We start from the raw sequence: 24713 nt of genomic DNA, 5'->3' as shown, positions 1-24713 counted from the left end.
GGTTCTGACCGGTGCCCCGAAGCTGGAGCCCGCGCTGTTTAATATCGCTGCGACCCTGACCCCCCGACTTGCCACCGACGGCGAGTTCCACGGCCCTTCGATCGATGAGTTCTTTCCGGAGATCCTCTTCCACGTAGGACCCATCCCGGTGAACCGGATCCACCTGATCCAGTTGCTCTCCGTGATCGCCGTGGTCCTCATCCTCTGGCTCGGCACCCGACGCATGAAGGTCGTCCCCGGCCGTTTCCAGAGCGTCGTCGAGATGGGCCTCGGCTTCGTCCGTGGCGGCATCGCCCATGACCTGCTCGGTCGCAAGGACGGTGACCGATTCCTCCCGATCCTGATGACGATCTTCTTCATGACCCTGTTCATGAACATCACCGGCATCATCCCGTTCCTGAACATGCCGGGTACGGCGATCATCGCGGTGCCGCTCACGCTCGCTGTGGTCAGCTACGTCACCTTCATCTACGCCGGCATCAAGAAGAGCCCGAAGAACTTCTTCAAGAACTCGCTCTTCCCCTCCGGTGTGCCGTGGCCCGTGTACTTCATCGTCACGCCCATCGAGCTGATCTCGACCTTCATCATCCGCCCGGTGACCCTCACCCTGCGACTGCTGATGAACCTGGTCGTCGGTCACATGATCCTGGTCCTCTGCTTCGCAGCGACCCAGTTCTTCTTCTTCACCGCGGGTGGCGGCTGGGCCGCTCTCGGTATCGGAACCCTCGCCTTCGGCGGCGCCTTCACTCTCTTCGAGATTCTGGTCGCCGTCCTGCAGGCCTACGTCTTCACCGTCCTCACCGCGGTCTACATCCAGCTCGCGGTCGCAGAAGAGCACTGAGCGGGCGGGCAACAGCCCTCCCACCCAACGAAAGGAAAAACCCCGTGGACGCAACTACGGTTCTCGCTGACATCAACGGCAACCTCGCGGTGATCGGCTACGGCCTCGCAGCCATCGGCCCGGCCATCGGTGTGGGCATCGTCGTGGGCAAGACCATCGAGGGCGTCGCTCGTCAGCCCGAGCTGGCCGGCCGTCTCCAGGTCCTCATGTGGATCGGTATCGCCTTCACCGAGGCGCTTGCATTCGTCGGCATCGCCGTCGGATTCATCCCCTTCCCGTAATCCGAACCGACTTCTGAAGGAGACAGGATGCTGAACGCTCTTGTCACGAACCTCGCAGCAGAGGAGGGCGCGGCTAACAACCCGCTCATCCCGGCGTGGTACGACATCATCTGGTCGGGCCTCTGGTTCCTCATCATCCTCATCGTCGTGTGGAAGGTCGCCCTTCCCAAGCTGACGAAGATGCTCGACGAGCGGTCCGCCGCCATCGAGGGAAACATCGCCAAGGCCGACGAGGCGCAGAAGCAGGCGGAGGCGGCACTCGAGGAGTACACGCGTCAGCTCGCTGAGGCGCGTACCGAGGCCGGCGAGATCCGCGAGGCCGCCCGCGAGGACGGCAAGAAGATCGTCGCCGAGGCGAAGGACGCTGCGACCGCCGAGGCCGCACGCATCACCGCCACCGCGCACACGCAGATCGAAGCAGAGCGTCAGACCGCTCTCGTCTCGCTGCGCAGCGAGGTCGGATCGCTCGCGCTCGACCTCGCCGGTGGCGTGGTCGGCGAGACCCTCTCCGACGACGCACGTGCGACGGCGGTCGTCGATCGCTTCCTCGCCGAGCTCGAGGCATCCGAGAAGGCGGCTCAGTAATGGGCAGCGCGACCACTCAGGCACTCGCGGCATCCATCAAGACGCTTGCCGCAGCGAAGGACGTCACTCTCGACACCGCGCGGGAGCTGTTCGCCGCCGCGCATGCCGTGAGCGAGTCGTCCCAGCTGAGCGGCGCGCTTGCTGATCCTTCCGCTGCCGCCGCGGCGCGACAGAACGTCGTCGCTGCGGTGTTCGGCGGGTTCTCCGCAGGCGCCCAGGGCGTCGTGAAGACCGCTGTCGCCGAACGCTGGTCCAACGCGGGCGAGCTCGTCGACGGTATCGAGGAGCTGGCGATCCGCGCCGCAGCGATCGCCGAGCCTGGCACGGACATCGAGGGGGAGCTCTTCGGGTTCTCCCGGGTGATCGCAGCCAACCCCGAGCTCGAACTCGCTCTGGGCAGCCGCGTCGGAGGAGAAGACGCCAAGAGCGCGCTCGTCGAGCGCCTCCTGGCCGAAGGCTCCACCAGCGCCGCGACGACGCTGATCATCACGTCGCTCGTGCGCGAGCCGCGTGGGCGACGAGTCCGACGGCTGCTGAACCGGGCGATGAGCGTCGTCTCGAGCCAGCGTGGTCGAGTGGTCGCCACGGTGCACACCGCGGCGGCTCTCAGCGACGCACAGCGCGCTCGTCTCAGCGACTCGCTCTCGCGTCGCTACGACGGTCAGGTATCGCTCAACGTCGTCATCGACCCTGCCGTCGTCGGAGGCCTGCGCGTGCAGATCGCCGATGACGTCATCGACGGCAGCATCTCCGCACGACTCGCCGACCTTCGCCAGAAGCTCGCGGGCTAACACGACTTCGCGCGGGGAACCGCGCACCCAGATACAAAGGGAAGACAATGGCAGAACTATCGATCAGCCCCGACGTCATCCGTGACGCGCTGAAGGACTTCGCCGCAGCATACGAGCCCTCCGGGGCCGGGGCGACCGAGGTCGGCACCGTCATCGACGCCGCAGACGGCATCGCGCACGTCGAGGGACTGCCCGGCGTCATGGCGAACGAGCTCGTCATCTTCGCCGACGGCACCAAGGGTCTCGCGCAGAGCCTGAACGAGCACGAGATCGGTGTCGTCGTCCTCGGCGAGTTCACCGGTGTCGAGGCCGGTCAGGAAGTCACCCGCACCGGCGAGGTCCTCTCGGTCCCGGTCGGCGATGGCTACCTCGGCCGCGTGGTCGACCCGCTCGGCAACCCGATCGACGGACTCGGCGCCATCGAGACCGAGAGCGTCCGCGCCCTCGAGCTCCAGGCTCCCGGCGTCATGCAGCGCAAGTCGGTGCACGAGCCGATGCAGACCGGGATCAAGGCCATCGACGCGATGATCCCGGTCGGCCGTGGCCAGCGTCAGCTGATCATCGGCGACCGCCAGACCGGCAAGACGGCCATCGCGATCGACACGATCATCAACCAGAAGGCCAACTGGGAGTCTGGCGACGTCAACAAGCAGGTTCGCTGCATCTACGTCGCGATCGGCCAGAAGGGCTCGACCATCGCTTCGGTGAAGGGCGCGCTCGAAGAGGCCGGCGCTCTGGAGTACACCACGATCGTGGCAGCTCCGGCGTCCGACCCCGCCGGCTTCAAGTACCTGGCTCCCTACACGGGTTCGGCCATCGGTCAGCACTGGATGTACGGCGGCAAGCACGTCCTCATCATCTTCGACGACCTGTCGAAGCAGGCCGAGGCCTACCGTGCCGTCTCCCTCCTGCTGCGCCGCCCGCCGGGCCGTGAGGCCTACCCGGGTGACGTCTTCTACCTGCACTCGCGTCTGCTCGAGCGTTGCGCGAAGCTGTCCGACGAGCTCGGCGCCGGTTCCATGACGGGTCTCCCGATCATCGAGACCAAGGCGAACGACGTCTCGGCCTACATCCCGACCAACGTGATCTCGATCACCGACGGCCAGATCTTCCTCCAGTCCGACCTCTTCAACGCCAACCAGCGTCCTGCGGTCGACGTGGGTATCTCGGTCTCGCGAGTCGGTGGTGACGCTCAGGTCAAGTCGATCAAGAAGGTCTCCGGAACGTTGAAGCTGGAGCTCGCGCAGTACCGCTCCCTCGAGGCGTTCGCGATGTTCGCATCCGACCTCGACGCTGCTTCGCGTCGTCAGCTCTCCCGTGGTGCGCGTCTGACCGAGCTGCTCAAGCAGCCCCAGTACTCGCCGTACCCCGTCGAGGAGCAGGTCGTCTCGATCTGGGCCGGTACCAACGGCAAGCTCGACACGATCGAGGTCTCCGACGTGCTGCGCTTCGAGCGCGAGCTCCTGGACTACCTGCGTCGCAACACCCAGGTTCTCGAGACCCTCCGCGACACCAACGTCCTCGATGACGCCACGGTCGCCGAGCTCGACAAGCAGACGGATGCCTTCATCCTGGAGTTCCAGGGTGGCAAGGGACACGCCATCGGCGCCCCGGGTCACGAAGAGCACGCTGCGGCCGAGGCGGAAGACGTCAACCAGGAGAAGATCGTCAAGGGTCGTCGCGCGTAACCGCGTGAGGTACTGACATATGGGCGCTCAACTCAGGGTCTACAAGCAGAAGATCTCTTCTGCTCAGACGACCAAGAAGATCACGAAGGCGATGGAACTCATCGCGGCTTCGCGCATCCAGAAGGCGATGGCACGCGTCAAGGCGTCCACTCCCTTCGCGCGTGCCGTGACGAGGGCCGTGTCGGCCGTCGCGACGCACTCGAACGTGGATCACCCGCTGACCCGCGAGTCCGAGAACATCACCCGCTCCGCGGTCGTGATCTTCTCCTCGGACCGCGGTCTCGCCGGAGCCTTCAACTCGCAGATCCTCCGTGAGGGTCTCGAGGTTGCGGAGCTCCTGCGAGAGCAGGGCAAGGAGCCGGTCTTCTACCTCATCGGTCGCAAGGCCGTCGGATACTTCCAGTTCCGACGCCTGGCCGCCGCTGCAGAGTGGACGGGCGACACCGACACCCCGTCGTTCCACACCGCCGAGGAGATCTCCGCGACGCTGCTCGAGTCCTTCTCCCGTGGGGGACAGGACGGCGGCGTCGATGAGATCCACCTCGTGTACAACCGTTTCGTCAGCATGATGACGCAGTCGCCCGAATCCGTGCGTCTGCTCCCGCTGGAGATCACGGAAGCCGATGAGTCGGAGGCCGGTAACACCGTTTACCCGCTGTACGAGTTCGAGCCGGACGCCGAGACCGTTCTCGACGCGATCCTGCCGGTGTACATCCAGAGCCGCGTCTTCAACGCTCTCCTGCAGTCGTCTGCCGCGAAGCAGGCGGCGACGCAGAAGGCGATGAAGTCGGCCAGCGACAACGCCGACAAGCTCATCACCGACTACACCCGTCTGCGCAACAACGCGCGTCAGGCGGAGATCACGCAGCAGATCGCCGAGATCGTCGGCGGCGCCGACGCCCTCTCGAGCAAATAGACCATCAGGAAAGAGACGAAAATGACCCTCACCGCTCCGGCTGACCAGCCGGCGACCGCGGTCGTCGGGCGCGTCGCACGCGTCAACGGTCCGGTTGTCGACATCGAGTTCCCTCATGACTCGATCCCCGACATCTACAACGCGCTGAAGACCACGATCGCGATGGGCGAAGAGTCCACCGAGATCACGCTCGAGGTCGCTCAGCACCTCGGCGACGACCTCGTCCGCGCCATTGCGCTGAACCCGACCGACGGCATCGTGCGCGGCCAGGAAGTCCGCGACACCGGTGAGGCCATCTCGGTCCCCGTCGGCGACGTGACCAAGGGCAAGGTGTTCAACGTCATCGGCGAGGTGCTGAACCTCGAGCCCGGTGAGACGATCGAGGTCACCGAGCGCTGGCCCATCCACCGCAAGGCGCCGAACTTCGACCAGCTCGAGTCCAAGACTCAGATGTTCGAGACCGGCATCAAGTCGATCGACCTTCTCACGCCGTACGTGCTGGGTGGAAAGATCGGTCTGTTCGGTGGAGCCGGTGTCGGCAAGACCGTCCTCATCCAGGAGATGATCCAGCGCGTCGCGCAGGACCACGGTGGTGTGTCGGTATTCGCCGGTGTCGGTGAGCGCACCCGTGAGGGCAACGACCTCATCCACGAGATGGAAGAAGCGGGTGTCTTCGACAAGACCGCCCTGGTGTTCGGCCAGATGGACGAGCCGCCGGGAACGCGTCTGCGCGTCGCCCTGTCGGCCCTGACGATGGCGGAGTACTTCCGTGACGTGCAGAAGCAGGACGTTCTGCTCTTCATCGACAACATCTTCCGCTTCACGCAGGCCGGTTCCGAGGTCTCCACGCTGCTGGGCCGCATGCCCTCCGCCGTGGGTTACCAGCCGAACCTCGCCGACGAGATGGGTGTGCTCCAGGAGCGCATCACCTCGACGCGTGGTCACTCGATCACCTCGCTGCAGGCGATCTACGTGCCCGCCGATGACTACACCGACCCGGCTCCGGCGACGACGTTCGCCCACCTCGACGCGACGACCGAGCTCTCTCGTGAGATCGCCTCGAAGGGTCTGTACCCGGCCATCGACCCGCTGACCTCGACGTCGCGCATCATGGACCCCCGCTACTTGGGCGAGGACCACTACCGCGTGGCGACGACCGTCAAGCAGATCCTCCAGAAGAACAAGGAACTGCAGGAGATCATCGCCATCCTCGGTGTCGATGAGCTCTCCGAGGAAGACAAGATCGTCGTGTCGCGTGCACGTCGCATCCAGCAGTTCCTCTCGCAGAACACCTACATGGCCAAGAAGTTCACGGGTGTCGAGGGCTCGACCGTCCCGCTGAAGGAGACCATCGAGTCGTTCGACGCGATCACCCGCGGTGACTTCGACCACGTGGCCGAGCAGGCCTTCTTCAACGTCGGTGGCATCTCCGACGTCGAAGAGCAGTGGGCGAAGATCCAGAAGGAGAACGGCTGACCATGGCGCTGCACGTCAGCCTCGTCTCCGCTGATGCGGAGGTCTGGACGGGAGAGGCGAGCCTCGTGGTCGCCAAGACCGTCGAGGGTGAGATCGGCTTCATGACCGGCCACGAGCCGGTGCTGGCCATCCTCGCCGAGGGTCAGGTTCGCATCACCCAGTCGGATGGCACCAAGGTGCTGGCCAACGCGCAGGACGGGTTCCTCTCCATGGAGGGCGACACCCTGACGATCGTTGCCGGCAACGCGGCTCTCATCGCCTAGCAGTTTCTGTTCCACGCGTCCGCCTCGGCACCCGTACGGGTTCCGAGGCGGACGCGTCTGCATCCACCGAGGTTTCATGAAGATCCTGCTCCCTCCGTCGGAGACCAAGCACGAAGGCGGTGTCGGTTCGCCGCTCGACCTCTCCACGCTGGCTCTCCCGTCGCTGAACGAGCGGCGATCCGCTGTCGTCGAGGCGCTGATCGACCTCGCTGCCGACGACGAGGCCGCCCGTCGGGTGCTGAAGTTGAGTGCGCGTCAGACAGGCGATGTCGCGCACAACAGGGCGCTCCTCTCCGCTCCCACGATGCCGGCGATCGACCGGTACACGGGCGTGCTGTTCGACGCGCTCGACGCACGATCCCTCTCCGCCGCCTCCCGTCGATGGCTGGGGGCTCACGTCTGGATCCACAGCGCTCCGCTGGGACCGGTCGGCGCCCTCGATGCGGTCCCGACCTATCGGCTCGCCGCCGGGATCTCCGTCCCCGGTCTCCCCGCGCTTCGACGGCATTGGGCAGACGCCACCTCCGCAGCGATCGCGGAGGAGGATCCGTCCTTCGTGCTCGACCTGCGCAGCGAGGCGTACGTCGCCCTGGGACCGGTTCCGGAATCCGTCTCCTCTGCGTACGTGAAGGTCGTCACGGAGCACGGGAGAGCCCTCAACCATTTCAACAAGAAGTCGAAGGGGCTGCTCGTCCGTGCGATCGCCGAAGATCGACCACGAGTCGAATCCCTTCGAGGATTCCGGCTGTGGGCGCAGAAGCGAGGGATCGTTCTCCGCGATGGCGCGCAGACCGGCGTGCTGGAGCTCGTCGTCGACGAGTGATCATCCGTCTGGGGGAGTGGCTGTCGCACCTGCTCGCGGGTGGAGATGCGTCGAACGCGCCCGACAGCGTAAGAGACATGCGCGCAAACCCCGTGAAGCGCTAGTGTGTTCAGCGCATGATGCCGCATCATGAACTTCTGGAGGGAACCATGAACGACTACTACGGCTATGACGGCCTGTCAGGTGGCGCGCTCGTCGCGTTGATCCTGGCGTACACGATCCTGCCACTCGCGATCTACGCGCTCTACTCGTGGTTCTACATGAAGATCTTCGAGAAGGCAAGAGTGCAGGGGAAGTGGCGGGCATGGGTGCCCGTCTACAGCACCATGATCTTCTACAAGCTCGGCGATCTGAGCCCCTGGCTCGTTCTCTACCTGATGGGCGCCGGTATCGTCGGCGCGATCATCCCCTTCCTCGGGTGGTTCCTGATCCTCCCGCTCGTCGGTATCGCCGGACGCGTGGTCGACCTGATCGCGGCCTGGCGTGTCGGCCTGAAGCTGCAGAAGGACGCCGTATGGGTGGTCCTCTACTTCTTCCTCCCGCCGGTATGGCTCGGCATCAACGCGTTCGACAAGTCGCGTTGGAACCCGAGCATCCAGCCCGCATCCTGGGCGGCCAACGGTCTGCTCGGCGACCGCACGGTGTGGGATGGAATCCCGGCTCAGGCTTCGGCCGCGCCGCAGCCCGGCTACGGCGCTCCGCAGGGCTACGGTCAGCCCGGCCCGCAGGGATACGCTCCTCCCGCACAGCCCGGTTACGCTCCTCCCGCGCAGCCCGGTTATGCGCCGCCCGCGCAGCCCGGATACGCGCCTCCTGCGGGACCCGCCGCTCCGGCCACCGGTGCTCCGGTTCCTCCTGTGCCGCCGACCACGCCGCCGGCGCCCCCGGCCGCACCGCCCGCCGCCCCGCCCGCACCGCCGACGGCACCGCCCGCTGCTCCGCCGGCACCGCCCGCCGCCCCGCCGGCACCGCCGACCGATCCCACGCAGCCTCCGGCGTGATCGTCTGACACAGAGCCCCCGACTCCGGCCGGGGGCTCTGTGCTGTCCGCCGCGGTCTTCTCTCCGCAGCGGCCGCTAACGTGGTGAGCATGGTCTTGTCCCAGCGCCGTGTGGGTGCCTCCGGTCTTCTCGTTTCCGCCACCGGCCTCGGCTGCAACAACTTCGGGCGTGCGGGAACGATGACGCAGAGCCTTGCGGGCACGCGCGAGGTGATCGATGCGGCTCTCGCCAACGGCATCACCTTCCTCGACACCGCCGACATGTACGGCGCGGTCGCCGGTGCGAGTGAGACGCTGATGGGCGAGGCACTCGAGGGGCGTCGTGACCGAGTCGTACTGGCGACGAAGTTCGGCCAGGAGCGTGACATGGGGTACGCGTTCCCGGCTGCGCGGGGCTCGCGCCGCTACGTCCGTCGCGCCGTGGAGGAATCACTGCGGCGGTTGCGCACGGACTGGATCGATCTCTATCAACTGCACCTCCCCGATCCTGAGACGCCGATCGCCGAGACCACGGACGCCCTCGACGAGCTCGTGCGCGAGGGCAAGATCCGCTACTACGGTCACTCGAACTTCACCGGGTGGCAGATCGCCGAAGCGGAGTTCACGACGAGGACCCGCGCGACCGGCAGGTTCATCTCCGCCCAGAATCACTACTCGCTGCTCGCGCGAGCGGCGGAGCGTGAGGTGCTTCCGGCGGTCGAGCGGTACCAGCTTGGCTTCTTCCCGTACTTTCCCCTGCACAACGGTCTGCTCACGGGAAAGTTCACCCGCGACGGCGGGCCGCAGGCGAGCAGGATCATGTCGACGCGGCGCCATGTGTGGGAGAACGCACCCTGGGATGCTCTCGACGCTTTCCGCGACTTCTGCGCTGAGCGCGACATCACGATGCTCCAGGCCTCGTTCGGCTGGTTGCTCTCGCACGCCGCGGTCTCCAGCGTGATCGCCGGCGCGACCTCGGCGCGGCAGGTCGAGGCGAACGCGGAGGCAGGGGAGGCCTGGCGCCCGAACGCCGACGAGCTCGCCGTCATCGACGATCTCTTCCCGCTGCCGGCGGATCCGGGAACCGGGGTGTGATCGCGGTGCACGCGACTTCTACTACGATGTGTTGTGAGTATCCTGCGACCGTCCGACCCGCCGCAGGCCCACCGGAGGCAGCACGTGGCTGAGACGAAGACGCACCGCGTCACGGTTGCGCAGCGCCCGCTGCTGCTGTCGTGGTCCGGGATCACCGATCAAGGCCGACGCCGTGAGACGAACCAGGACGCCTTCCTGGCCGACTATCCGCTGTTCATCGTCGCCGATGGCATGGGCGGTCATGCCGGCGGCGAGATCGCCAGTCAGAGCACGGTCGCCCGTTTGCAGGCCGTCGTCTCCGCGGGAAAGGTCGATGGGCCGTCGATCGAGAACGCGCTCGAACTGGCAGTCGGCGACATCGCCGACCACCCCGAGACCACCGACGAGGGCACGGGAACCACGCTCACGGGCGTGTACTTCGACACCGTCGGCGACGAGCCGCGCTGGACCGCACTGAACATCGGCGATTCCCGGGTGTACCTCCTCCGCGACGATCGCCTGGTCCAGATCACCACCGATCACTCGGTGGTGCAAGAGCTGATCACGGCGGGCAAGCTCAGCCCGGAAGAGGCCGAGGGTCACCCCTACAGCAACGTGATCACGCGTGCCGTGGGAGCGAGCGAGCTCACCGCCCCCGACTACGTCTCCATCGACGTGCGTTCGGGGGACCGGTTCGTCATCTGTTCCGACGGACTCACCAAAGAACTGACCGACTACGGCATCCAGCATTTCCTCCGTGAGCACGAAGATCCCGGGGCCGCGGTCGACGCGATGCTCGCCGCGGCGCTGGAGAACGGTGGGCGGGACAACGTGACGCTCATCATCGTGCAGGTCACGGCAGAGGATGACTCGTCCTCCCCAATCGAGAACACCGCGCAGTAGCGCTTCAGCGCTGTGCACAGCGCTGAATCACGGCCCATGATGCGATCCACTGGATCCCATGGATTCCCTTCCGATCGTGCTTCCCGCAGCTCCGGCGGCACCGCGTCGTGCCCCGCTGCCGTTCATGGCTGCCCTCGTGCCTGTCGCCACGGGTGTGGTGCTGTGGCTGGTCACCGGCTCTCTCCTCGCCCTCGGCTTCGCGGCATTGGGGCCGCTGATGATCGGCGCTTCGCTGGTGGACTCGGCACGTGCCCGCCGTCGCGAACGCCGACGAGGCGAACAGCAGGTCGATGAGGAGTGGGCCGCGGCAGAAGCAGAACTCGTCCGACGCCACCAGGACGAACGCGAGGAACTGTGGCAGCGGTGGCCTGATTGCGCGAACGCGATCGCGCAGCCGCCCCTTCGCGGGGCTCAACAGGCCGACGCGACGATTCCCGTCGTCGTCGGTGCCGGTGGGTCCACGAGCGAGGTCCGCTGCAGCGGCGGAGACGATCCGCGCGGGCGAGAATTCCGCGCACGTTGCCACGTCGTCGAGGACGCACCGATCGTCGTGCCGATCGGTGGGGGGATCTGCCTTCGAGGGCCGCGGCCTCTGATCGAGGCTGCGGCCCGCGCCCTCATCTTGCAGCTGTGTCTGCGGTTCCCTCGGGCGCAGCTGTCTCTGGTCGGCACCGACCCGGAAGGGACTGTTCTCGCCGACCAGGGGCTCGCGAGCGTTCCGCACACCCGAAGGGCGGGTCGTGGCGGATTCCGGATCGGACTCGGCCCGGACGCGGGCGATCGGCGCGCAGCAGATGCGATGATCTGGCTGGCGGCGGAGAGCGAGGAGGTGCCGGAGGGCATCACGACGGTCATCGACATCGTCGAACCACGGCAGGCGATGTTGCGAACTCCGGCGGGAACGACCGCGATCGCTGTGGAGTGCCTGTCGCAGGCGCAAGCGCATGCGCTGGCTACCGAGCTCGCGCTTCGCGACGATGAAACCGACGTGCTTCCTGATGCGGTGCGGCTCTCCGAGCTGGAGCAGACCCCAAGTCACGACGGACTGGCCGCGGCGATCGGTCGCGGCGAACGTGGGAGCATCACGGTCGACATCGTCGAAGACGGTCCGCACGCGATCGTGACCGGGATGACGGGGACCGGTAAGAGCGAGCTGCTCGTCAGCTGGGTGACCGCCATCGCCACGGCGTACGGACCCGACCGGGTGACGTTCGTGCTCGCGGACTTCAAGGGCGGCACCGCGTTCGAGCCTCTGCGCGCCCTGCGTCAGGTCGTCGCGGTCATCACCGACCTCGATGACGAGGGCGCAAGGCGAGGAGTCTCCAGCTTGACAGCCGAACTGCGACGGCGGGAAGGAGCGCTGGCTGCGGCGGGAGCGCGCGACGTGAGGGATGTCTCGATGCCCCGGCTGGTCATCGTCGTCGACGAGTTCGCGGCGCTTCTGGCCGAGCATCCCGACCTCGGCGCGGTGTTCACCGATATCGCCGCCCGCGGCCGTGCCCTCGGGATGCACCTCATTCTCGGCACGCAACGTGCCACCGGGGTGATCAGAGATGCTCTGGCTGCGAACTGCCCGCTGCGTGTCAGCCTGCGCGTCGGTGATACGGCGGACAGCCGGCTCGTGATCGGCACCGATGCCGCGGCAGCACTCACCGGAGATGCGGGTTCCCGCGGGCTCGGCCTGGTGCGCCGGCCAACCGACCACGAGCCGGTCGCGGTGCGCATCGCGCTCACGGAGGCTGCTGATCTGCGCGACGTGGGGTCACGGTGGGCGGCAGCTGGCGCACCGTCCAGTCCTTGGCTTCCGCCACTTCCGGCCGTCCTTCCGATCGCTGAGGTCGTCGACCACACCGGGCTCGTATCGGGTGCGGTCATTCTCGGTCGCGCGGACGACCCGGGGCGTCAGGAGCAGCCTCTGGAGCTGCTCCGTTGCGGTGAGGAGCGGGGGCTGGTGGTCCTCGGCGCCCCCGGCTCCGGTCGGACCTCGGTGTTGAGGGCGGTGGCTGCACAACGGAATGACGCCTTCTGGATGCCGAGCGATCCCGAGGGACTCTGGGATCTCCTCACCTCGTGGGCGGAGGGTGCAGAGCGGCCACCTGCGGTCGTCCTGGGTGACGACGTGGAGGGGGCGCTGGCCGCACTGCCGCCGGAGTACGCTCAGCAGCTCGTGCACCGGTGGGAACGCGCGCTTCGAGCGGCTCAGGGTTCGACCTTCGTTCTGACAGCGACCAGGGTGAGCGGGGCGCTGGGACGTGTGCTCGATCTACTGCCCCGCCGTGCGCTGCTGCGGATGTCGACACGGCTCGAACATCTGGCAGCCGGGGGAGATGCGTCGGGGTTCGTGCGTGATCGCGTTCCCGGGCGTGCCGTGATCGGAGACCGCGAAGTTCAGATGGCGTGGGTGGACGATGCGGGATGGCGTCGGGCCGCGGCATCTCGGGCACCGGCGTGGATGCCCTCATCGGTGGTCACAGCTGTCGTCAGTGCGGCTCCGGACACCGTCATCGCCGCGATGCGCGATGCCCACCCCGCGTGCGCGGTAATGGCGGCCGGTATCGATCCGACAGCGCCGGGAGGGCGGTGCATCATGGTGGCGGATGCCGAGACCTGGCAACGGAACTGGTCAGTGTGGCAGCGCATCAGATCATCGGGCGAGGTACTCGTCCGCTGCGAGAACCCCGGTGACCTCCGGCAGCTGGTCGGTGCTCGGGAGCTTCCGCCGTACGCGCGACCGCACGCGGGCCGGGCATGGTCGGTCATCGGAGCGGGCGCACCGAGACGCGTCCACCTCGCCGAGCTGGCCCCGCGATGAGGCACTGCCGCTGTGAGACGCCGAGGCTACGAGACGTTCACCGCCGAGGTCGCCGTGGTGAGCGTCAGATTCCTGCGCCGGGACGGATGACACCGACGCGGTCTCCGCCACCGAGCACCGCGAGCGGAAGCGCATCTGCAAGCGATGCCACGTCGGCGTCACTCAGCCCGCCGGCCCGAGCGAGAAGCGTCGCGGCCACGATCGTCGATGCGCGAGTGGCACCGTCGAGCATCTTCAGCGCCACGGTCGTGCCGTTGGGGGCGACCATCACCAGGACGCCCTCCGCGCCGTACTTGGTGAACACGCCGAGCTTCTCGGTCGCGATCGTGTCGGGGCGCCCCGGACCCTCGATCGTCCAGGGGTTCTCCCGCACCGCGCGGACCAGGGAACCGGCGACGCGGTGAAGCGCGAAGGGTGAGCGGTCGGAGGCGGTGCCGATGCGGTGGATCGCGCGCGCCAGGCCGGTCAGCGTCATCGCATGGACGGGCGCACCGCATCCGTCGATCGCGGTGTGGGCGATCTTCTCGCCGGTGAGGCGCTCGATGACCTCGCGGATGTGCTGTTGCAGCGGATGAGTCGGGTCGAGGTAGCCGTCGGTCGGCCATCCCGTCGCCACGCACGCGCGGAGCATCGCGGCGTGCTTGCCGGAGCAGTTCATGCGTACACGGGTCGGCTCGCCGTGCTCGCGCACGAGCTCGTCTCGCGACGCCGAGTCACTCGGCCATGAGGCCGGGCAGCCGAGGTCGTCTTCCGTCAGCCCGCCCTCGGTGAGGATGTCGCGCACCACCGATGCGTGACGGTCGGTGCCGACGTGGCTCGCGGTCGAGAGCGCGAGCTGCTCGCCTTCGAGGACGGCACCTGCGGTGATGCAGGCGATCGCCTGGAGAGGCTTGAGGCTGGAACGCGGCAGGATCAGCGCATCGGCATTTCCATGGCGGGCGATGATATCCCCATCGGGGGAGAGCACGACGGCGGCGCCGGCGTGGCGGGATTCGACGAATCCGCTCCGCTCGACGACGGCGAGTTCCACGGAATCCTGAACGGTGAGAGTCTCCAGCACCCGTCAACTCTAGCCCGGAGCGTGCGACGTCTCGCGTCGTGTCGGACGAGCCTGACAGACTGAACAGATGGCAGAGACGACCACGCGCACGCTCGGCGAACACCGCTACGCGCTCACCTCGACATGGACCGGCAACACCGGCACCGGGACGACCGGATACCGGGACTACCGGCGAGACGTGACGATCGAGGTCGAGGGGAAGCGCGATCTCCTCGCCTCGGCAGACAAGCCGTTCCGAGGCGATCCCTCACGATGGAATCCAGAAGACCTCCTGCTCGCCTCCCTCTCCGAGTGCCACCTGCTGTCATACCTGCACGTGTGCGTCACGGTGGGCGTCGTCGTGGTGTCCTATCGCGACCAGGCCAGCGGAATGATGCGCGAAGACGGCGCGGGCGGCGGCTCGTTCGTCGAGGTGATGCTGCGCCCGGAGGTCGTCGTGGCCGAGGCATCGATGATCGACGCCGCTGAGCGCGCACATGCACAGGCGAACGAGTGGTGCTTCATCGCGAACTCGATGAACTTCCCCGTGCGTCACCAGGCGACGGTCAGCGCCCTCGCTGAGTGAAGCGCAGCGGCGTCAGCGACGCTCGTGCGGGAGCGCCTGCTTGATCTTCTCGATGGCGCCCTGCGCTGGTGCCTCGTTGTACGCACCCGCGAGCTCCTGGCCGGAGAGCCCGTGGATCGCCGCCATGATCTGATCGGTGGCGAGCCGTCGTGCCCGTCCGCTCGTCGCGGGGCCGTGCGGGGAGAGGTCGAGCGGTTCGCCGAAGCGTACCGTGATGCGCTCCTTGAGGGTGGGCACTTTCGCTCCCACAGGCATCACCTTATCCGTGCCGACGAGGCCGACCGGGACCACGGGGGCCCCCGTCTGCAAGGCGAGGAAGGCGACCCCGGTGCGGCCCTTGTAGAGGCGGCTGTCGGTCGAGCGGGTGCCTTCCGGATACAGAGCGACGGCGAGACCCTCGTCGAGGAGCTGGCGCTGCAGATCGAGCGCGTCCAGCGCGGCTTGTCCGGCACCGCGGCGCACCGGGATCGCGCCGATCGACTCGAAGAAGGTCTTGCTCATCCAGCCTTTGAATCCGGTGCCTTCGAAGTACGTCGACTTCGCGAGGAAGTGCACGGGACGGGGAGCCGCGACCGGGATGGCGATCGAGTCGATGAACGACAGATGATTGCTCGCGAAGATGACGGGTCCGGACAGCGGCACGTTCTCGCGCCCTTCGATCCGGGGGCGGTACACGAGACGGGCGAGTGGTGTGATGAGGCTGCGGCCGAGCGTGTAGGCGAACCCGGCGTGACGAGGCTTCGCAGTCTCCCCTGACGAGGATTCCTCTTGTGACGAGGATTCGGGCTCGACGGACTGCTCAGAGGTCATCAGAGCAGATTACTCCCGGATCCATGCCGGCGTGGGAATGAAGAGTTGCGCCGCGCCTCCCAGCGCGGGCAAAGGGGTATGAGGCAGGATGGAGTTCCCTGCCCGCGATCCCGAGGTCTCACTGTGCGCAAGCGTCCGCTCATCGTTCTGTCCACCGTCGCCGCGGCGACCCTGCTGCTGGCCGGTTGTGCCGGTGGTGGTGCTCCCGAGAGTTCCGGGACCCCTTCGCCGACGGCGTCGAGCGCGTGCCAGTTGGACGCGAAGTCGGGGGCCACATCCGACTCGGTGGTCGTGGAGGGCGAAGGAGCGGATACCAAAGTGACGGTTCCGGCCGATGCTCCGTTCGCCGGTGTCGAGAGGACCGTCATCTCCGAGGGGGATGGGGACGACGTAGTGGTGAACGACCTCGTATCGGTCGAGTACCAGATCGTCGATGCGACGAACAACCAGGTGCTCGATTCTTCCGCCCGTGGTGAGGGCGGAGTGCTGCCCGTCCTGCTCGACACGAACCAGTCGTCGCTTTTCGTCGCGGCACTCGAGTGCAAGCCCGTCGGCTCGCGGATCGTGCTCACGCTCCCCGGTCAGGTCCTCGGCGAGGGGGCCAACAACGTGGTCGTCTATGCCGAGGCCGTCGAGCAGCTCCCTGAAGTGGCGACGGGAACGCCGGTCGACCCGACTCCCGGCATGCCGACCGTCAAGCTCGACGACAAGGGCGCTCCGACCGTGACGATCCCGGACGGCGACGCGCCGACCGAGACCCAGGTCGCCGTCCTCAAGCAGGGTGACGGCGCGACGGTCGCCTCCGGTGACCTCGTGGTCGTGCAGTACCTGGGCGTCAAGTGGTCAGACGGCAAGGAGTTCGACTCCAGCTGGAGCCGCGATGCCGCTCCAGCGCAGTTCCAGACCACCGGCGTGGTCGCGGGCTTCCAGAAGGCTCTCGAAGGCCAGAAGGTCGGATCGCAGGTCATCGTCGTGATGCCGCCGTCCGACGGATACGGTGCGAGCGAGGGGCACGAACTCCAGAAGGAGAGCCTCGTGTTCGTCGTGGACATCCTGGCGACGACCCCGGTCCAGGCGCAGCAGTAGCCGCTGGGTGCCGAGGGCGTGACCTAGGCTGACGGTATGCGTCGCGTCATCGTCCTCGGCTCCACCGGTTCCATCGGCACCCAGGCATTGGATGTGATCCGTGCCAACCCTCGTCGATTCGAGCTCGTCGGCCTCGCCGCCGGTTCCAACGCCGAGATGCTGGAGGCGCAGGCCGCACAGTTCCAGGTCGAGTCGACCGCCCTCGGTGCGGTCGAGGCCGAGCAGCTCGTCCGCGACGTCGAGGCCGACGTGGTGCTCAACGCCATCACCGGCTCGATCGGATTGGGCTCGACGCTCGCGGCGTTGAAGGCGGGCCGTACGCTCGCCCTCGCGAACAAGGAATCGCTCATCGTCGGCGGCGATCTGGTGCTGGCTGCCGCGGCCCCCGGGCAGATCGTCCCGGTGGACTCCGAGCACTCGGCGCTGGCACAGGCGCTTCTGGCCGGCACCCACGCCGAGGTGCGCCGCCTCGTGGTGACGGCGTCCGGCGGACCGTTCCGCGGACGCAACCGTGCGCAACTGACCGAGGTCACTCCGGCCGAGGCACTCGCGCATCCGACGTGGGACATGGGGCGGATGGTCACGACCAACTCCGCGACCCTGGTCAACAAGGGACTCGAGGTGATCGAAGCGCATCTGCTGTTCGACGTGGCCTACGACGACATCGAGGTCGTGGTGCACCCGCAGTCGATCGTGCACTCCATGGTCGAGTTCATCGACGGTTCGACGATCGCGCAGGCCTCCCCGCCCGACATGCGTCTGCCGATCTCGCTGGGTCTGGACTGGCCGCACCGCGTCGGCGGCGTCGGACGACCGCTCGACTGGTCATCCGCCACCTCGTGGACGTTCGAGCCCCTCGATGCCGAGGCGTTCCCCTCCGTCGCACTCGCGAAGGCGGTAGGTCGCGCCGGCGGCACGTTCCCTGCTGTCTACAACGCCGCGAACGAACAGGCGGTCGACGCGTTCCACGAGGGACGGCTCTCGTTCCTCGGCATCGTGGACACGATCGCTCGGGTCGTCGACGCGCACGATGCGCCCGACGTCCTCACCGTCGAGACGCTCGCCGAAGCCGAGGCATGGGCACGCTCGACGGCCGATCGCATGATCGCGGCGGTCTGATCGGGTCGTCTGACCGGGTGATCTGATCGGGGACCAGAGCGGAACCGCCCCGACCGAGGGCGTCAGTCCTCGTCGGGGTAGGGCACCGGCCAGCGCGAGTCGGGTACGGGCCAGCCGGCGGCACGCAGCGCTCGACGGGCGAGCTCACGTGCCGAGTACGGCGTACGCACGCCGCGGATGTCGCGATAGTCCTGGTGTCCGGGGCCGGCCCACAGGATGGCGTCGCCGTCGCCGACCAGTCCGACGGCGGTGACGATGGCGTTCTCGGGCGGCGAGGCCTCGTGGATCTCGGCATCCGGCCGCGCCGTGCGGGCCCCTTCGACGAGAGTCGCCCGGATGGACGCAGGATCCTCGAAGCGGGGGTGATGGTCGGTGACGACGAGGATGTCGCTGCCCTCGACCGCTGTGCGGGCCATGTCGAAGCGCTTGCTCGCGTCACGGTCGCCGTCGGCGCCGAAGAGCATCAGCACCTTGCCGGGAGTCACGCGGCGGACGGCGGCGAGCGTCTTCTCGAACGCATCCGGGGAATGCCCGAAATCGACGAAGACGGCCGGCCCGCGATCGCCGGAGACGAGCTGGGTGCGGCCGGGCAGGTAGGCGCGGATGCCGCCGTCGCGGGTGAGCGCCTCGACGATGCGGTCCCAGGCGTAGCCGCCCTCGAGGAGCATCACGATCGCCAGAGCCGCGTTCGCGGCCATGTGCGGGCCGATCACCGGGACCGTGGTCGTCAGGGAGCCGGCGGGGCCGGTCATCGTGAACGTGGTACCGGCTGCGCGTTCCTCGTCGATGACGACCACCCAGTCCGCAGCCGCCGCCGCCGCGGGATCGGCGGCGATGGACGGAGTGCCGACCGTGACGACCGGGATCTCCGCGCGGTCGACGACGATCGCACCGGAGGGGGAATCCAGGCAGATGACTCCGCACCGAGCGCGGTCCGGCCGGAAAAGCGGCAGTTTCGCCTCGAAGTACTCCTCCATGTCGGCATAGTCGTCGAGGTGATCGTGGCTCAGGTTCGTGAATCCGGCGACGTCGAACAGGATGCCGTCGACGCGGTGACGAGACAGTGCCTGCGCACTGACCTCGACTGCGACGGCCTCGACCTCGCGCTCGCGCATCAGTGCGAGGAGCGCATGCATCTCGGAAGCTTCGGGGGTGGTCAGGCGGGACACGATGATCTCGCCGGCGATGTGGCGTTCGGCGGTGGAGGATAGGCCAGTGACGACGCCGATCTGATCGAGGATGCCCTCGAGCAGGTGGGAGACGCTGGTCTTGCCGTTGGTTCCCGTCGTCGCGAACAACAGGGGGAGCGGGTCGCCGGCGCCGGTGCCGTAGACCCACGCGCTGAGATCACCGAGCACGGCCCGAGGGTCATCGACCACGAGGATCGGAAGTTTCGCGGCGTCGGCGATCTCCGCACCCGCCTCGTCGGTGATGACGGCGACGGCGCCCTTCTCGGCAGCCGTGACGGCGAAGTCCGCACCGTGCCGGTTGACGCCCCGGATCGCGACGAATGCCTCGCCGGGACGGAGGTCAGCCGTCGCGAGGGTGATGCCGGAGAGGGCGATCCCGTCGACATCGCCGCGAACGGTGCGGGCGAAACGGGAAGCGAGTTCGGACAGCTCACGCCGGGGCGGGTTCGCGGGGCGGAGCACGGGAGGCAAGCTCGGTTGTTGTTCAATCGACATGGCGCATCCATGATCTCACGACCGTGGCGGGAACCCCTCGCGGAGTGGCCCCTCGCGTGCCGCGTTGCGGAGGACGAGGGGCCGCTCTCATCATCAGACGCGGCGTCGGTAGGCGAGGATCGCGACGACCAGTGCGGCGATGCCGGCGACGAGACCGCCGGCGCCGAGCGCCACCCCCAGGGGATCCGCGTCCGCGGTCGGGGACGCGCTCTCTGCCGCCGTGTCTGACTCGGCGTGCTCGCCGTGTCCGCCGGCTGCGGCAGCGGTGACGGAGACGACCGGCGCCGGCGCGTCGAGGCTGTGCGGGTCCTCGCCGTTCTCGGCGATCTGCGTCCATTCGGTCGAGCCCTCGACGCACTGCTGGACCACGGGGAACGCGAGGGTGTCCGGCGTGCTCTCGTCGAGCCCGACTCCCATGCTCACCGCACCGCGAAGGTCGGTGGGCACCGGGGCGACCGCGGTGTAGGTCACGGCACTGACGAGGCCGTCATCGCCGCGCTCGACCTGGATGTCCCAGTCGGAGTCCATGGTCGGTGAGACGGACGCGAGGCCTTCGGGCATCGTGATGCGCAGCGCCGTGGTGGGGGAGTTCTCGCAGCCGTGCGAGAACGAGAACGTGAGCACGCCGTGGTCTCCGGCGGTGAGTTCGTCGGGGCTGACGCCCACATGGGCACCGGCCATGGCAGGAACGGCCAGGGCGAGTGCGGCGCCGCCGAGGACTCCCAGGGTGGCGAGACGCACGGTGGTGGGGCGCAGACGACGGGTACGGGTGTTGCGGGACATGAGAGTTCTCCTGATGCTCGAGCTGCGGGCGCGCCACGATGGCGCGTCTCCGCGAGAAAGGGATGCCACCCGTGTCAGGGCGGCGGATTCCGGTGCGACGGATCAGTCGCGGAGGAGAGCAGGAGGACCGCGTCGCGGCACAGCGACCGCGACGGCGGCATCGAAGCCGGTGACGGTGATCGACCGCAGACGCGCGGGCCGGCGATGCATGGCGGGTGCCCCGACGGACGCGCGTCGGAGGAGTGCGTCGACCCAGCGGGCGACGACCCGAACGACTGCTTCTCCGTGCCAGACGAGGAGTGTGGTGAGCACGGCCGCGACGACGTGCGCCGACAACATCAGGGCGCTGGGAGTCGCTGCGGGCGACGTGGAAGTGAGGGCGGTCAGATCGAGGTGATGGGCGTGTCCACCGCCTGCGATCGGAGTCGCACCCGTGGGCGAGCCCAGCAGTTGGAACACGGCGTGGAAAGCGGCTTGTCCGAGGAACACGGCGATGGCGACACGACCGCGCGATCGTCGGACACCGACCAGGAGAGCCGAGAACGGGGTGAGCAGGGTCGCCACCGCCACGATCAGGAGCAGGTGTGGGGCCGCTCCGCCTCCGAGAGTGTGGGAAAGCGCCGCGAGCAGGGTCGCCGCCGAGGAGACGACGGCAGCGCGCACGAGTCGCAGCTGCCGGGGATTCACGCTCACAGCCTAGCCGCGTGAGGCGCCGGGCGGATTCCTAGCTGGGGGCACTAACGTTGGCACGTGGAATTCCTGCTCTATCTGGCCGGCATCCTCTTCATGTTGATCGGCCTCGGGCTGTCGATCGGCCTGCATGAGATCGGCCACCTCGTCCCCGCGAAGCTCTTCGGCGTGCGCGTCGGTCAGTACATGATCGGCTTCGGACCGCGGCTGTGGTCGAAGCGCATCGGCGAGACCGAGTACGGATTCAAGATGCTCCCGGTCGGCGGCTTCATCTCCATGTCCGGCATGTACCCGGCCTCGAAAGGGTCCGGACCGGCATCCGGCGTGTTCCGGTCGTTGATCCAGGATGCGCGCAGCGCCAACGACGAGACCATCGCCGAGGGTGCCGAAGATCGCGTCTTCTACCGTCTGCCCGTGTGGAAGCGCGTCGTCGTCATGCTCGGCGGTCCGGTGATGAACCTTCTCCTCGCGACCGTGATCTTCACCGTGTTGCTGTCGGGCATCGGCCTGCAGCAGGGGACGACGACGATCGCCTCGGTGACCGAATGCGTGGTGCCGGCGGGCTCGACAGCCACCGAGTGCTCGCCGGATGACCCGGCTTCCCCCGCGGCGGAGGCCGGGATCAAGCCGGGCGACGTGATCCTGTCCGTCGACGGACAGCCGGTGACGACGTTCGCCGAGGCGACGGCGATCGTGCAGGGCGCACCGGGTGAAACCCTCGACATGGTCGTGCGCCGCGACGGAGCGGAGCAGTCACTGAGCATCACCCCGATCGCCGCGGAACGCTCGATCACGGATGCCAGCGGCCAGCCGATCCTCGATGACGCGGGAAAGCCGGTCGTGAAAGAGGTCGGCTACGTCGGCATGGGCGCCCAGATGGGCTACGTGCAGCAGCCGCTGAGCGCCGGTCCCGAGATGGCCGCCGACAATGTCGCCAGGGTGGGCTCGCTGATCGTCACGTTGCCCGTGCGGCTGTGGGACGTGGGCGTGTCTCTGGTGACCGGTGGCGAGCGCGATCCCAACGGGCCGCTGAGCGTCGTGGGCGTCGGGCGGCTGGCCGGCGAGGTCGCCGCGACCGACGCCCCCGTCCTCAACAGGTTCGCCGTCCTGCTGGGGCTCCTGGGTTCATTGAACATCGCCCTTTTCGTGTTCAACCTGATCCCGCTCCTCCCGCTCGACGGCGGTCACATCGTCGTGGCGCTCTGGGACGGCATCAAGCGTGCGTGGGCGAAGCTCTTCCGTCGGCCCCCGCCTGCGCCGGTCGATGCGACAAAGCTCGTGCCGCTGACGGTGGTCGTCGCCGTGCTCCTGATCGGGATGGGAGCGCTGCTCCTGGTCGCCGACCTCTTCAATCCGGTGACCCTTCTCGGCTGAGTTCGCAGGCCACGTCGGACTGCTCGTGAGAGCGGGACGTGATCCGGGAATCCCGGCTCAGGCGAGCGCGTGCGAGACGAGGCGCTCGAGCGTGCGGATCCCGTCGCGCGACAGGATCGATTCCAGGTGTCCCTGCACCGATGCGAAGTGCTCTCCGCGGAGCGCATACACGTCGCCCGAGTCGGGGTCCGCCGAGACATCGGCGGCGCCGAGGACCGTCGTGCCGGGTGCTACCCGCGCGGTGAAGGTGTTGTAGAAGCCGATCGAGGCGTCTTCCCCGAAGACCGGGACGGACTTCTGCAGCCCCTGGTGCGGTGCGTCGAGCGGGGTCAGGGCGATGCCGAGCCTGTCGGCGAGGATCTGGTGGCTCAGGCACACGGCGAGCAGCGGCGCGCCGGAGTCGAGCCGCCGGGCGACGACGTCGCGCATCCGGGCGATGCGCGCGTTCTCCGCGTGGCGCGGGTCGCCGGGACCGGGGCCGGCGACGACGAGATCTGCGGCGTCGAGGTCGGCGTCCTGCACCTCGCTCCAGGAAGCGATCGTGACGGCGAGCCCGAGGTGGCGCAGCTGATGGGCCAGCATGGTCGTGAACCGGTCCTCCGCGTCCACGACGAGCGCGGAGCGCCCGGCGAACGGCCCCGTGAAGTCCTCGCCCTGCGGGTTGAGCCAGAATTCGGCCAGACGGGCGTTGCGCGACGACAGCAGCTCGGCGATGGCGGGCTCGTCGGCGAGGGAGCGGGCGTCGCCAGGCGCGTCGGCGTCGCTCCGGGCCTCGGCCACCCGGTCGCGGTCGATCGCTCCGATGGCCCCCAGCACGCCCGCGGCCTTCCCATGGGTCTCGGAGACCTCGCCCATCGGGTCGGAGTGTCGGACCAGCGTCGCCCCGACCGGAACGCGGAGGGTGCCGTGCTGGAGATAGACGGTCCGGATGAGGATCGGGGCATCCAGGTCGTGCCCGCCGTCTGCATTCGGAGTGAACAATGCGGCGACGCCGGAGTAGTAGCCGCGGGGCTTCTGCTCGTGACGGCGGATGACGGCGCAGGCGTTCTGCATGGGCGAGCCGGTCACGGTCGGAGCGAACATCGTCTCGCGCAGGATGTCGCGCGGATCGAGGGCGCTGCGACCGCGGAGCATGTACTCGGTGTGCGTGAGTCGCGACATCTCCTTCAGGTGCGGGCCGGTGATGCGGCCGCCGTCGGAACAGACGGCGCTCATCATCTTGAGCTCCTCGTCGACGACCATGAACAACTCCTCGGTCTCCTTGGTCGAGGCGAGGAAGTCGATCAGCGTCTCCTTCGTCGCTCCGCCCGCCGGATGACGGAAGGTTCCGGAGATCGGGTTCATCGTGACGACGCCCTCGCGGGCGACCACGTGGGCCTCGGGACTGGCGCCCACGGCGATATGGTCGGCTGTGAAGACGGCGAAGGTCCAATAGGCACCGCGCTCGTGCGTCAGCAGGGCTCGGAACCAGGTGAGCGCCGCGATGCGGTCCTCGACGTCGATGGTCGCGGTGAAGTCTCGACGGATGACGAAGTTCGCGCCCTCGCCGCGTCCGATCTCATCGGCGATGACCGTCTCGACGATGGCTGCGTACTCGGCGTCGGCGATGTCGAATCCGTCGTCGTGCAGGGGAACGGGCGTGCTCGGGAGCGCGGGCAGAAGCTCGGCGGTCGGGAGGTGCAGGTGCTCGTCGACGATCACGCAGCGCAGGGGCGCCCCGTCGTCCTGGGCGACGAAGCCGCGTTCGCGCACCTGGCGATAGGGCACCATGGCGAAGACCTCGCGCGGTGTGCCGTCGATCGTGAGCGGGATGTCCGCGAGCAGGTCGACGTCGACGACGTCGCCGCTGAGCAGCTCGACGGTGTCGGCACCGTCGCGTGCGATGAGCACGAAGGATGCCGCGGGATCGGCGCTGAGCTCGGCGAGTCGTGAGAGGGTCATCGATGTCTCCTGTGCAGTGCTCCGGCTCGGCGCAACGAAAAGACCGCCGACGTCGGCGGTCTGAATTCGTGGGAACGCGAACACACCGCCTAGAAGGCGGGCCACCAGGTGAAGTTCGCGAGCATGGGGCCGAAACTACCACATCGCGGGTGAGCGACACGGCGCGAT

General features: G+C 67.9%; 23 protein-coding genes. 17 read left to right on the top strand and 6 right to left on the bottom strand.

Annotation, left to right across the window (positions count from 1 at the left end; translation table 11 throughout):
- The first annotated feature begins 43 nt into the window (after positions 1 to 43).
- From atpB to ACIQLD_RS04085, 13 genes are all read left to right on the top strand, one after another.
- Positions 44 to 841, top strand: a complete 798-nt coding sequence (atpB, locus tag ACIQLD_RS04145) for a F0F1 ATP synthase subunit A (protein WP_036271459.1) — start codon at positions 44 to 46, stop codon at positions 839 to 841.
- Positions 842 to 885: 44 nt separating this feature from the next.
- On the top strand, positions 886 to 1122 hold the full coding sequence (gene atpE, locus ACIQLD_RS04140; protein WP_021199373.1) for an ATP synthase F0 subunit C: 237 nt from the start codon (positions 886 to 888) through the stop codon (positions 1120 to 1122).
- Positions 1123 to 1149: 27 nt separating this feature from the next.
- Complete coding sequence (locus ACIQLD_RS04135; RefSeq protein WP_402605350.1) at positions 1150 to 1707, top strand: F0F1 ATP synthase subunit B; 558 nt, start codon at positions 1150 to 1152, stop codon at positions 1705 to 1707.
- On the top strand, positions 1707 to 2498 hold the full coding sequence (locus ACIQLD_RS04130) for a F0F1 ATP synthase subunit delta (protein WP_402605348.1): 792 nt from the start codon (positions 1707 to 1709) through the stop codon (positions 2496 to 2498). The genes ACIQLD_RS04135 and ACIQLD_RS04130 overlap by 1 nt, the downstream gene beginning before the upstream one ends.
- A gap of 47 nt (positions 2499 to 2545) precedes the next feature.
- Positions 2546 to 4186 (top strand): F0F1 ATP synthase subunit alpha, encoded by a 1641-nt coding sequence (atpA, locus tag ACIQLD_RS04125; RefSeq protein WP_021199376.1) that lies wholly within the window; start codon positions 2546 to 2548, stop codon positions 4184 to 4186.
- 19 nt (positions 4187 to 4205) lie between these two features.
- Positions 4206 to 5102: a F0F1 ATP synthase subunit gamma gene (locus ACIQLD_RS04120; RefSeq protein ID WP_017830990.1), complete on the top strand. Its 897-nt coding sequence runs from the start codon at positions 4206 to 4208 to the stop codon at positions 5100 to 5102.
- A 21-nt stretch (positions 5103 to 5123) separates the two neighbouring features.
- Positions 5124 to 6578 (top strand): F0F1 ATP synthase subunit beta, encoded by a 1455-nt coding sequence (gene atpD / locus ACIQLD_RS04115; RefSeq protein WP_017830989.1) that lies wholly within the window; start codon positions 5124 to 5126, stop codon positions 6576 to 6578.
- A gap of 2 nt (positions 6579 to 6580) precedes the next feature.
- The gene (locus tag ACIQLD_RS04110) at positions 6581 to 6841 is read left to right on the top strand and encodes a F0F1 ATP synthase subunit epsilon (protein ID WP_017830988.1); all 261 of its coding nucleotides are present in this window, start codon (positions 6581 to 6583) and stop codon (positions 6839 to 6841) included.
- A 76-nt stretch (positions 6842 to 6917) separates the two neighbouring features.
- Positions 6918 to 7664 carry a YaaA family protein gene (locus ACIQLD_RS04105; RefSeq protein ID WP_402605343.1) on the top strand — a complete coding sequence of 249 codons (747 nt, stop codon included), beginning with the start codon at positions 6918 to 6920 and terminating at the stop codon, positions 7662 to 7664.
- A gap of 149 nt (positions 7665 to 7813) precedes the next feature.
- Positions 7814 to 8665, top strand: coding sequence for a large exoprotein (locus tag ACIQLD_RS04100; RefSeq protein WP_402605340.1), 852 nt, complete (start codon positions 7814 to 7816; stop codon positions 8663 to 8665).
- A gap of 89 nt (positions 8666 to 8754) precedes the next feature.
- On the top strand, positions 8755 to 9738 hold the full coding sequence (locus tag ACIQLD_RS04095) for an aldo/keto reductase (protein WP_402605338.1): 984 nt from the start codon (positions 8755 to 8757) through the stop codon (positions 9736 to 9738).
- Between the two features lie 84 nt (positions 9739 to 9822).
- The gene (locus ACIQLD_RS04090; protein ID WP_402605335.1) at positions 9823 to 10620 is read left to right on the top strand and encodes a PP2C family protein-serine/threonine phosphatase; all 798 of its coding nucleotides are present in this window, start codon (positions 9823 to 9825) and stop codon (positions 10618 to 10620) included.
- Between the two features lie 58 nt (positions 10621 to 10678).
- On the top strand, positions 10679 to 13432 hold the full coding sequence (locus ACIQLD_RS04085; RefSeq protein WP_402605333.1) for an FtsK/SpoIIIE domain-containing protein: 2754 nt from the start codon (positions 10679 to 10681) through the stop codon (positions 13430 to 13432).
- 64 nt (positions 13433 to 13496) lie between these two features.
- Here ACIQLD_RS04085 and ACIQLD_RS04080 read toward each other — a convergent pair whose 3' ends face one another.
- Positions 13497 to 14492 (bottom strand): asparaginase, encoded by a 996-nt coding sequence (locus ACIQLD_RS04080; protein ID WP_402605330.1) that lies wholly within the window; start codon positions 14490 to 14492, stop codon positions 13497 to 13499.
- A gap of 67 nt (positions 14493 to 14559) precedes the next feature.
- Between ACIQLD_RS04080 and ACIQLD_RS04075 the strand changes: the two genes are divergently transcribed.
- Entirely contained in the window at positions 14560 to 15057 is a 498-nt protein-coding gene (locus ACIQLD_RS04075) for an OsmC family protein (protein ID WP_402605327.1), read from the top strand.
- A 12-nt stretch (positions 15058 to 15069) separates the two neighbouring features.
- On the opposite strand, the gene ACIQLD_RS04070 is transcribed toward ACIQLD_RS04075, so the two are convergent.
- Positions 15070 to 15867 carry a lysophospholipid acyltransferase family protein gene (locus tag ACIQLD_RS04070; RefSeq protein WP_402605324.1) on the bottom strand — a complete coding sequence of 266 codons (798 nt, stop codon included), beginning with the start codon at positions 15865 to 15867 and terminating at the stop codon, positions 15070 to 15072.
- Positions 15868 to 15990: 123 nt separating this feature from the next.
- Here ACIQLD_RS04070 and ACIQLD_RS04065 point away from each other — a divergent pair, with 123 nt between their 5' ends.
- Both ACIQLD_RS04065 and dxr read left to right on the top strand, forming a co-directional pair.
- Complete coding sequence (locus tag ACIQLD_RS04065) at positions 15991 to 16953, top strand: FKBP-type peptidyl-prolyl cis-trans isomerase (protein ID WP_402605322.1); 963 nt, start codon at positions 15991 to 15993, stop codon at positions 16951 to 16953.
- A 36-nt stretch (positions 16954 to 16989) separates the two neighbouring features.
- Positions 16990 to 18072, top strand: coding sequence for a 1-deoxy-D-xylulose-5-phosphate reductoisomerase (gene dxr, locus ACIQLD_RS04060; RefSeq protein ID WP_402605319.1), 1083 nt, complete (start codon positions 16990 to 16992; stop codon positions 18070 to 18072).
- A 62-nt stretch (positions 18073 to 18134) separates the two neighbouring features.
- Here the strand turns inward: dxr and ACIQLD_RS04055 are convergent, their stop codons facing one another.
- The 3 genes from ACIQLD_RS04055 to ACIQLD_RS04045 all read right to left on the bottom strand — a co-directional run bounded on the left by ACIQLD_RS04055 (position 18135) and on the right by ACIQLD_RS04045 (position 21227).
- A complete protein-coding gene (locus ACIQLD_RS04055) occupies positions 18135 to 19757 on the bottom strand; it encodes a Mur ligase family protein (RefSeq protein ID WP_402605316.1) in 1623 nt (540 codons plus the stop codon).
- Positions 19758 to 19850: 93 nt separating this feature from the next.
- The gene (locus ACIQLD_RS04050; RefSeq protein ID WP_402605314.1) at positions 19851 to 20540 is read right to left on the bottom strand and encodes a YcnI family protein; all 690 of its coding nucleotides are present in this window, start codon (positions 20538 to 20540) and stop codon (positions 19851 to 19853) included.
- A 102-nt stretch (positions 20541 to 20642) separates the two neighbouring features.
- Positions 20643 to 21227, bottom strand: a complete 585-nt coding sequence (locus tag ACIQLD_RS04045; RefSeq protein ID WP_402605312.1) for a hypothetical protein — start codon at positions 21225 to 21227, stop codon at positions 20643 to 20645.
- Positions 21228 to 21290: 63 nt separating this feature from the next.
- Here ACIQLD_RS04045 and ACIQLD_RS04040 point away from each other — a divergent pair, with 63 nt between their 5' ends.
- Positions 21291 to 22604, top strand: coding sequence for a M50 family metallopeptidase (locus tag ACIQLD_RS04040; protein ID WP_402605310.1), 1314 nt, complete (start codon positions 21291 to 21293; stop codon positions 22602 to 22604).
- A 57-nt stretch (positions 22605 to 22661) separates the two neighbouring features.
- Here ACIQLD_RS04040 and ACIQLD_RS04035 read toward each other — a convergent pair whose 3' ends face one another.
- The gene (locus ACIQLD_RS04035; RefSeq protein WP_402605307.1) at positions 22662 to 24545 is read right to left on the bottom strand and encodes a chorismate-binding protein; all 1884 of its coding nucleotides are present in this window, start codon (positions 24543 to 24545) and stop codon (positions 22662 to 22664) included.
- Between the last annotated feature and the right edge of the window lie 168 nt (positions 24546 to 24713).

The sequence above is a fragment of the Microbacterium sp. NPDC091662 genome (assembly GCF_044756705.1).
Classification (GTDB): domain Bacteria; phylum Actinomycetota; class Actinomycetes; order Actinomycetales; family Microbacteriaceae; genus Microbacterium.
Note: the sequence above shows the minus strand (reverse complement) of the source record. Positions and strands in the feature narration are given on the sequence as shown.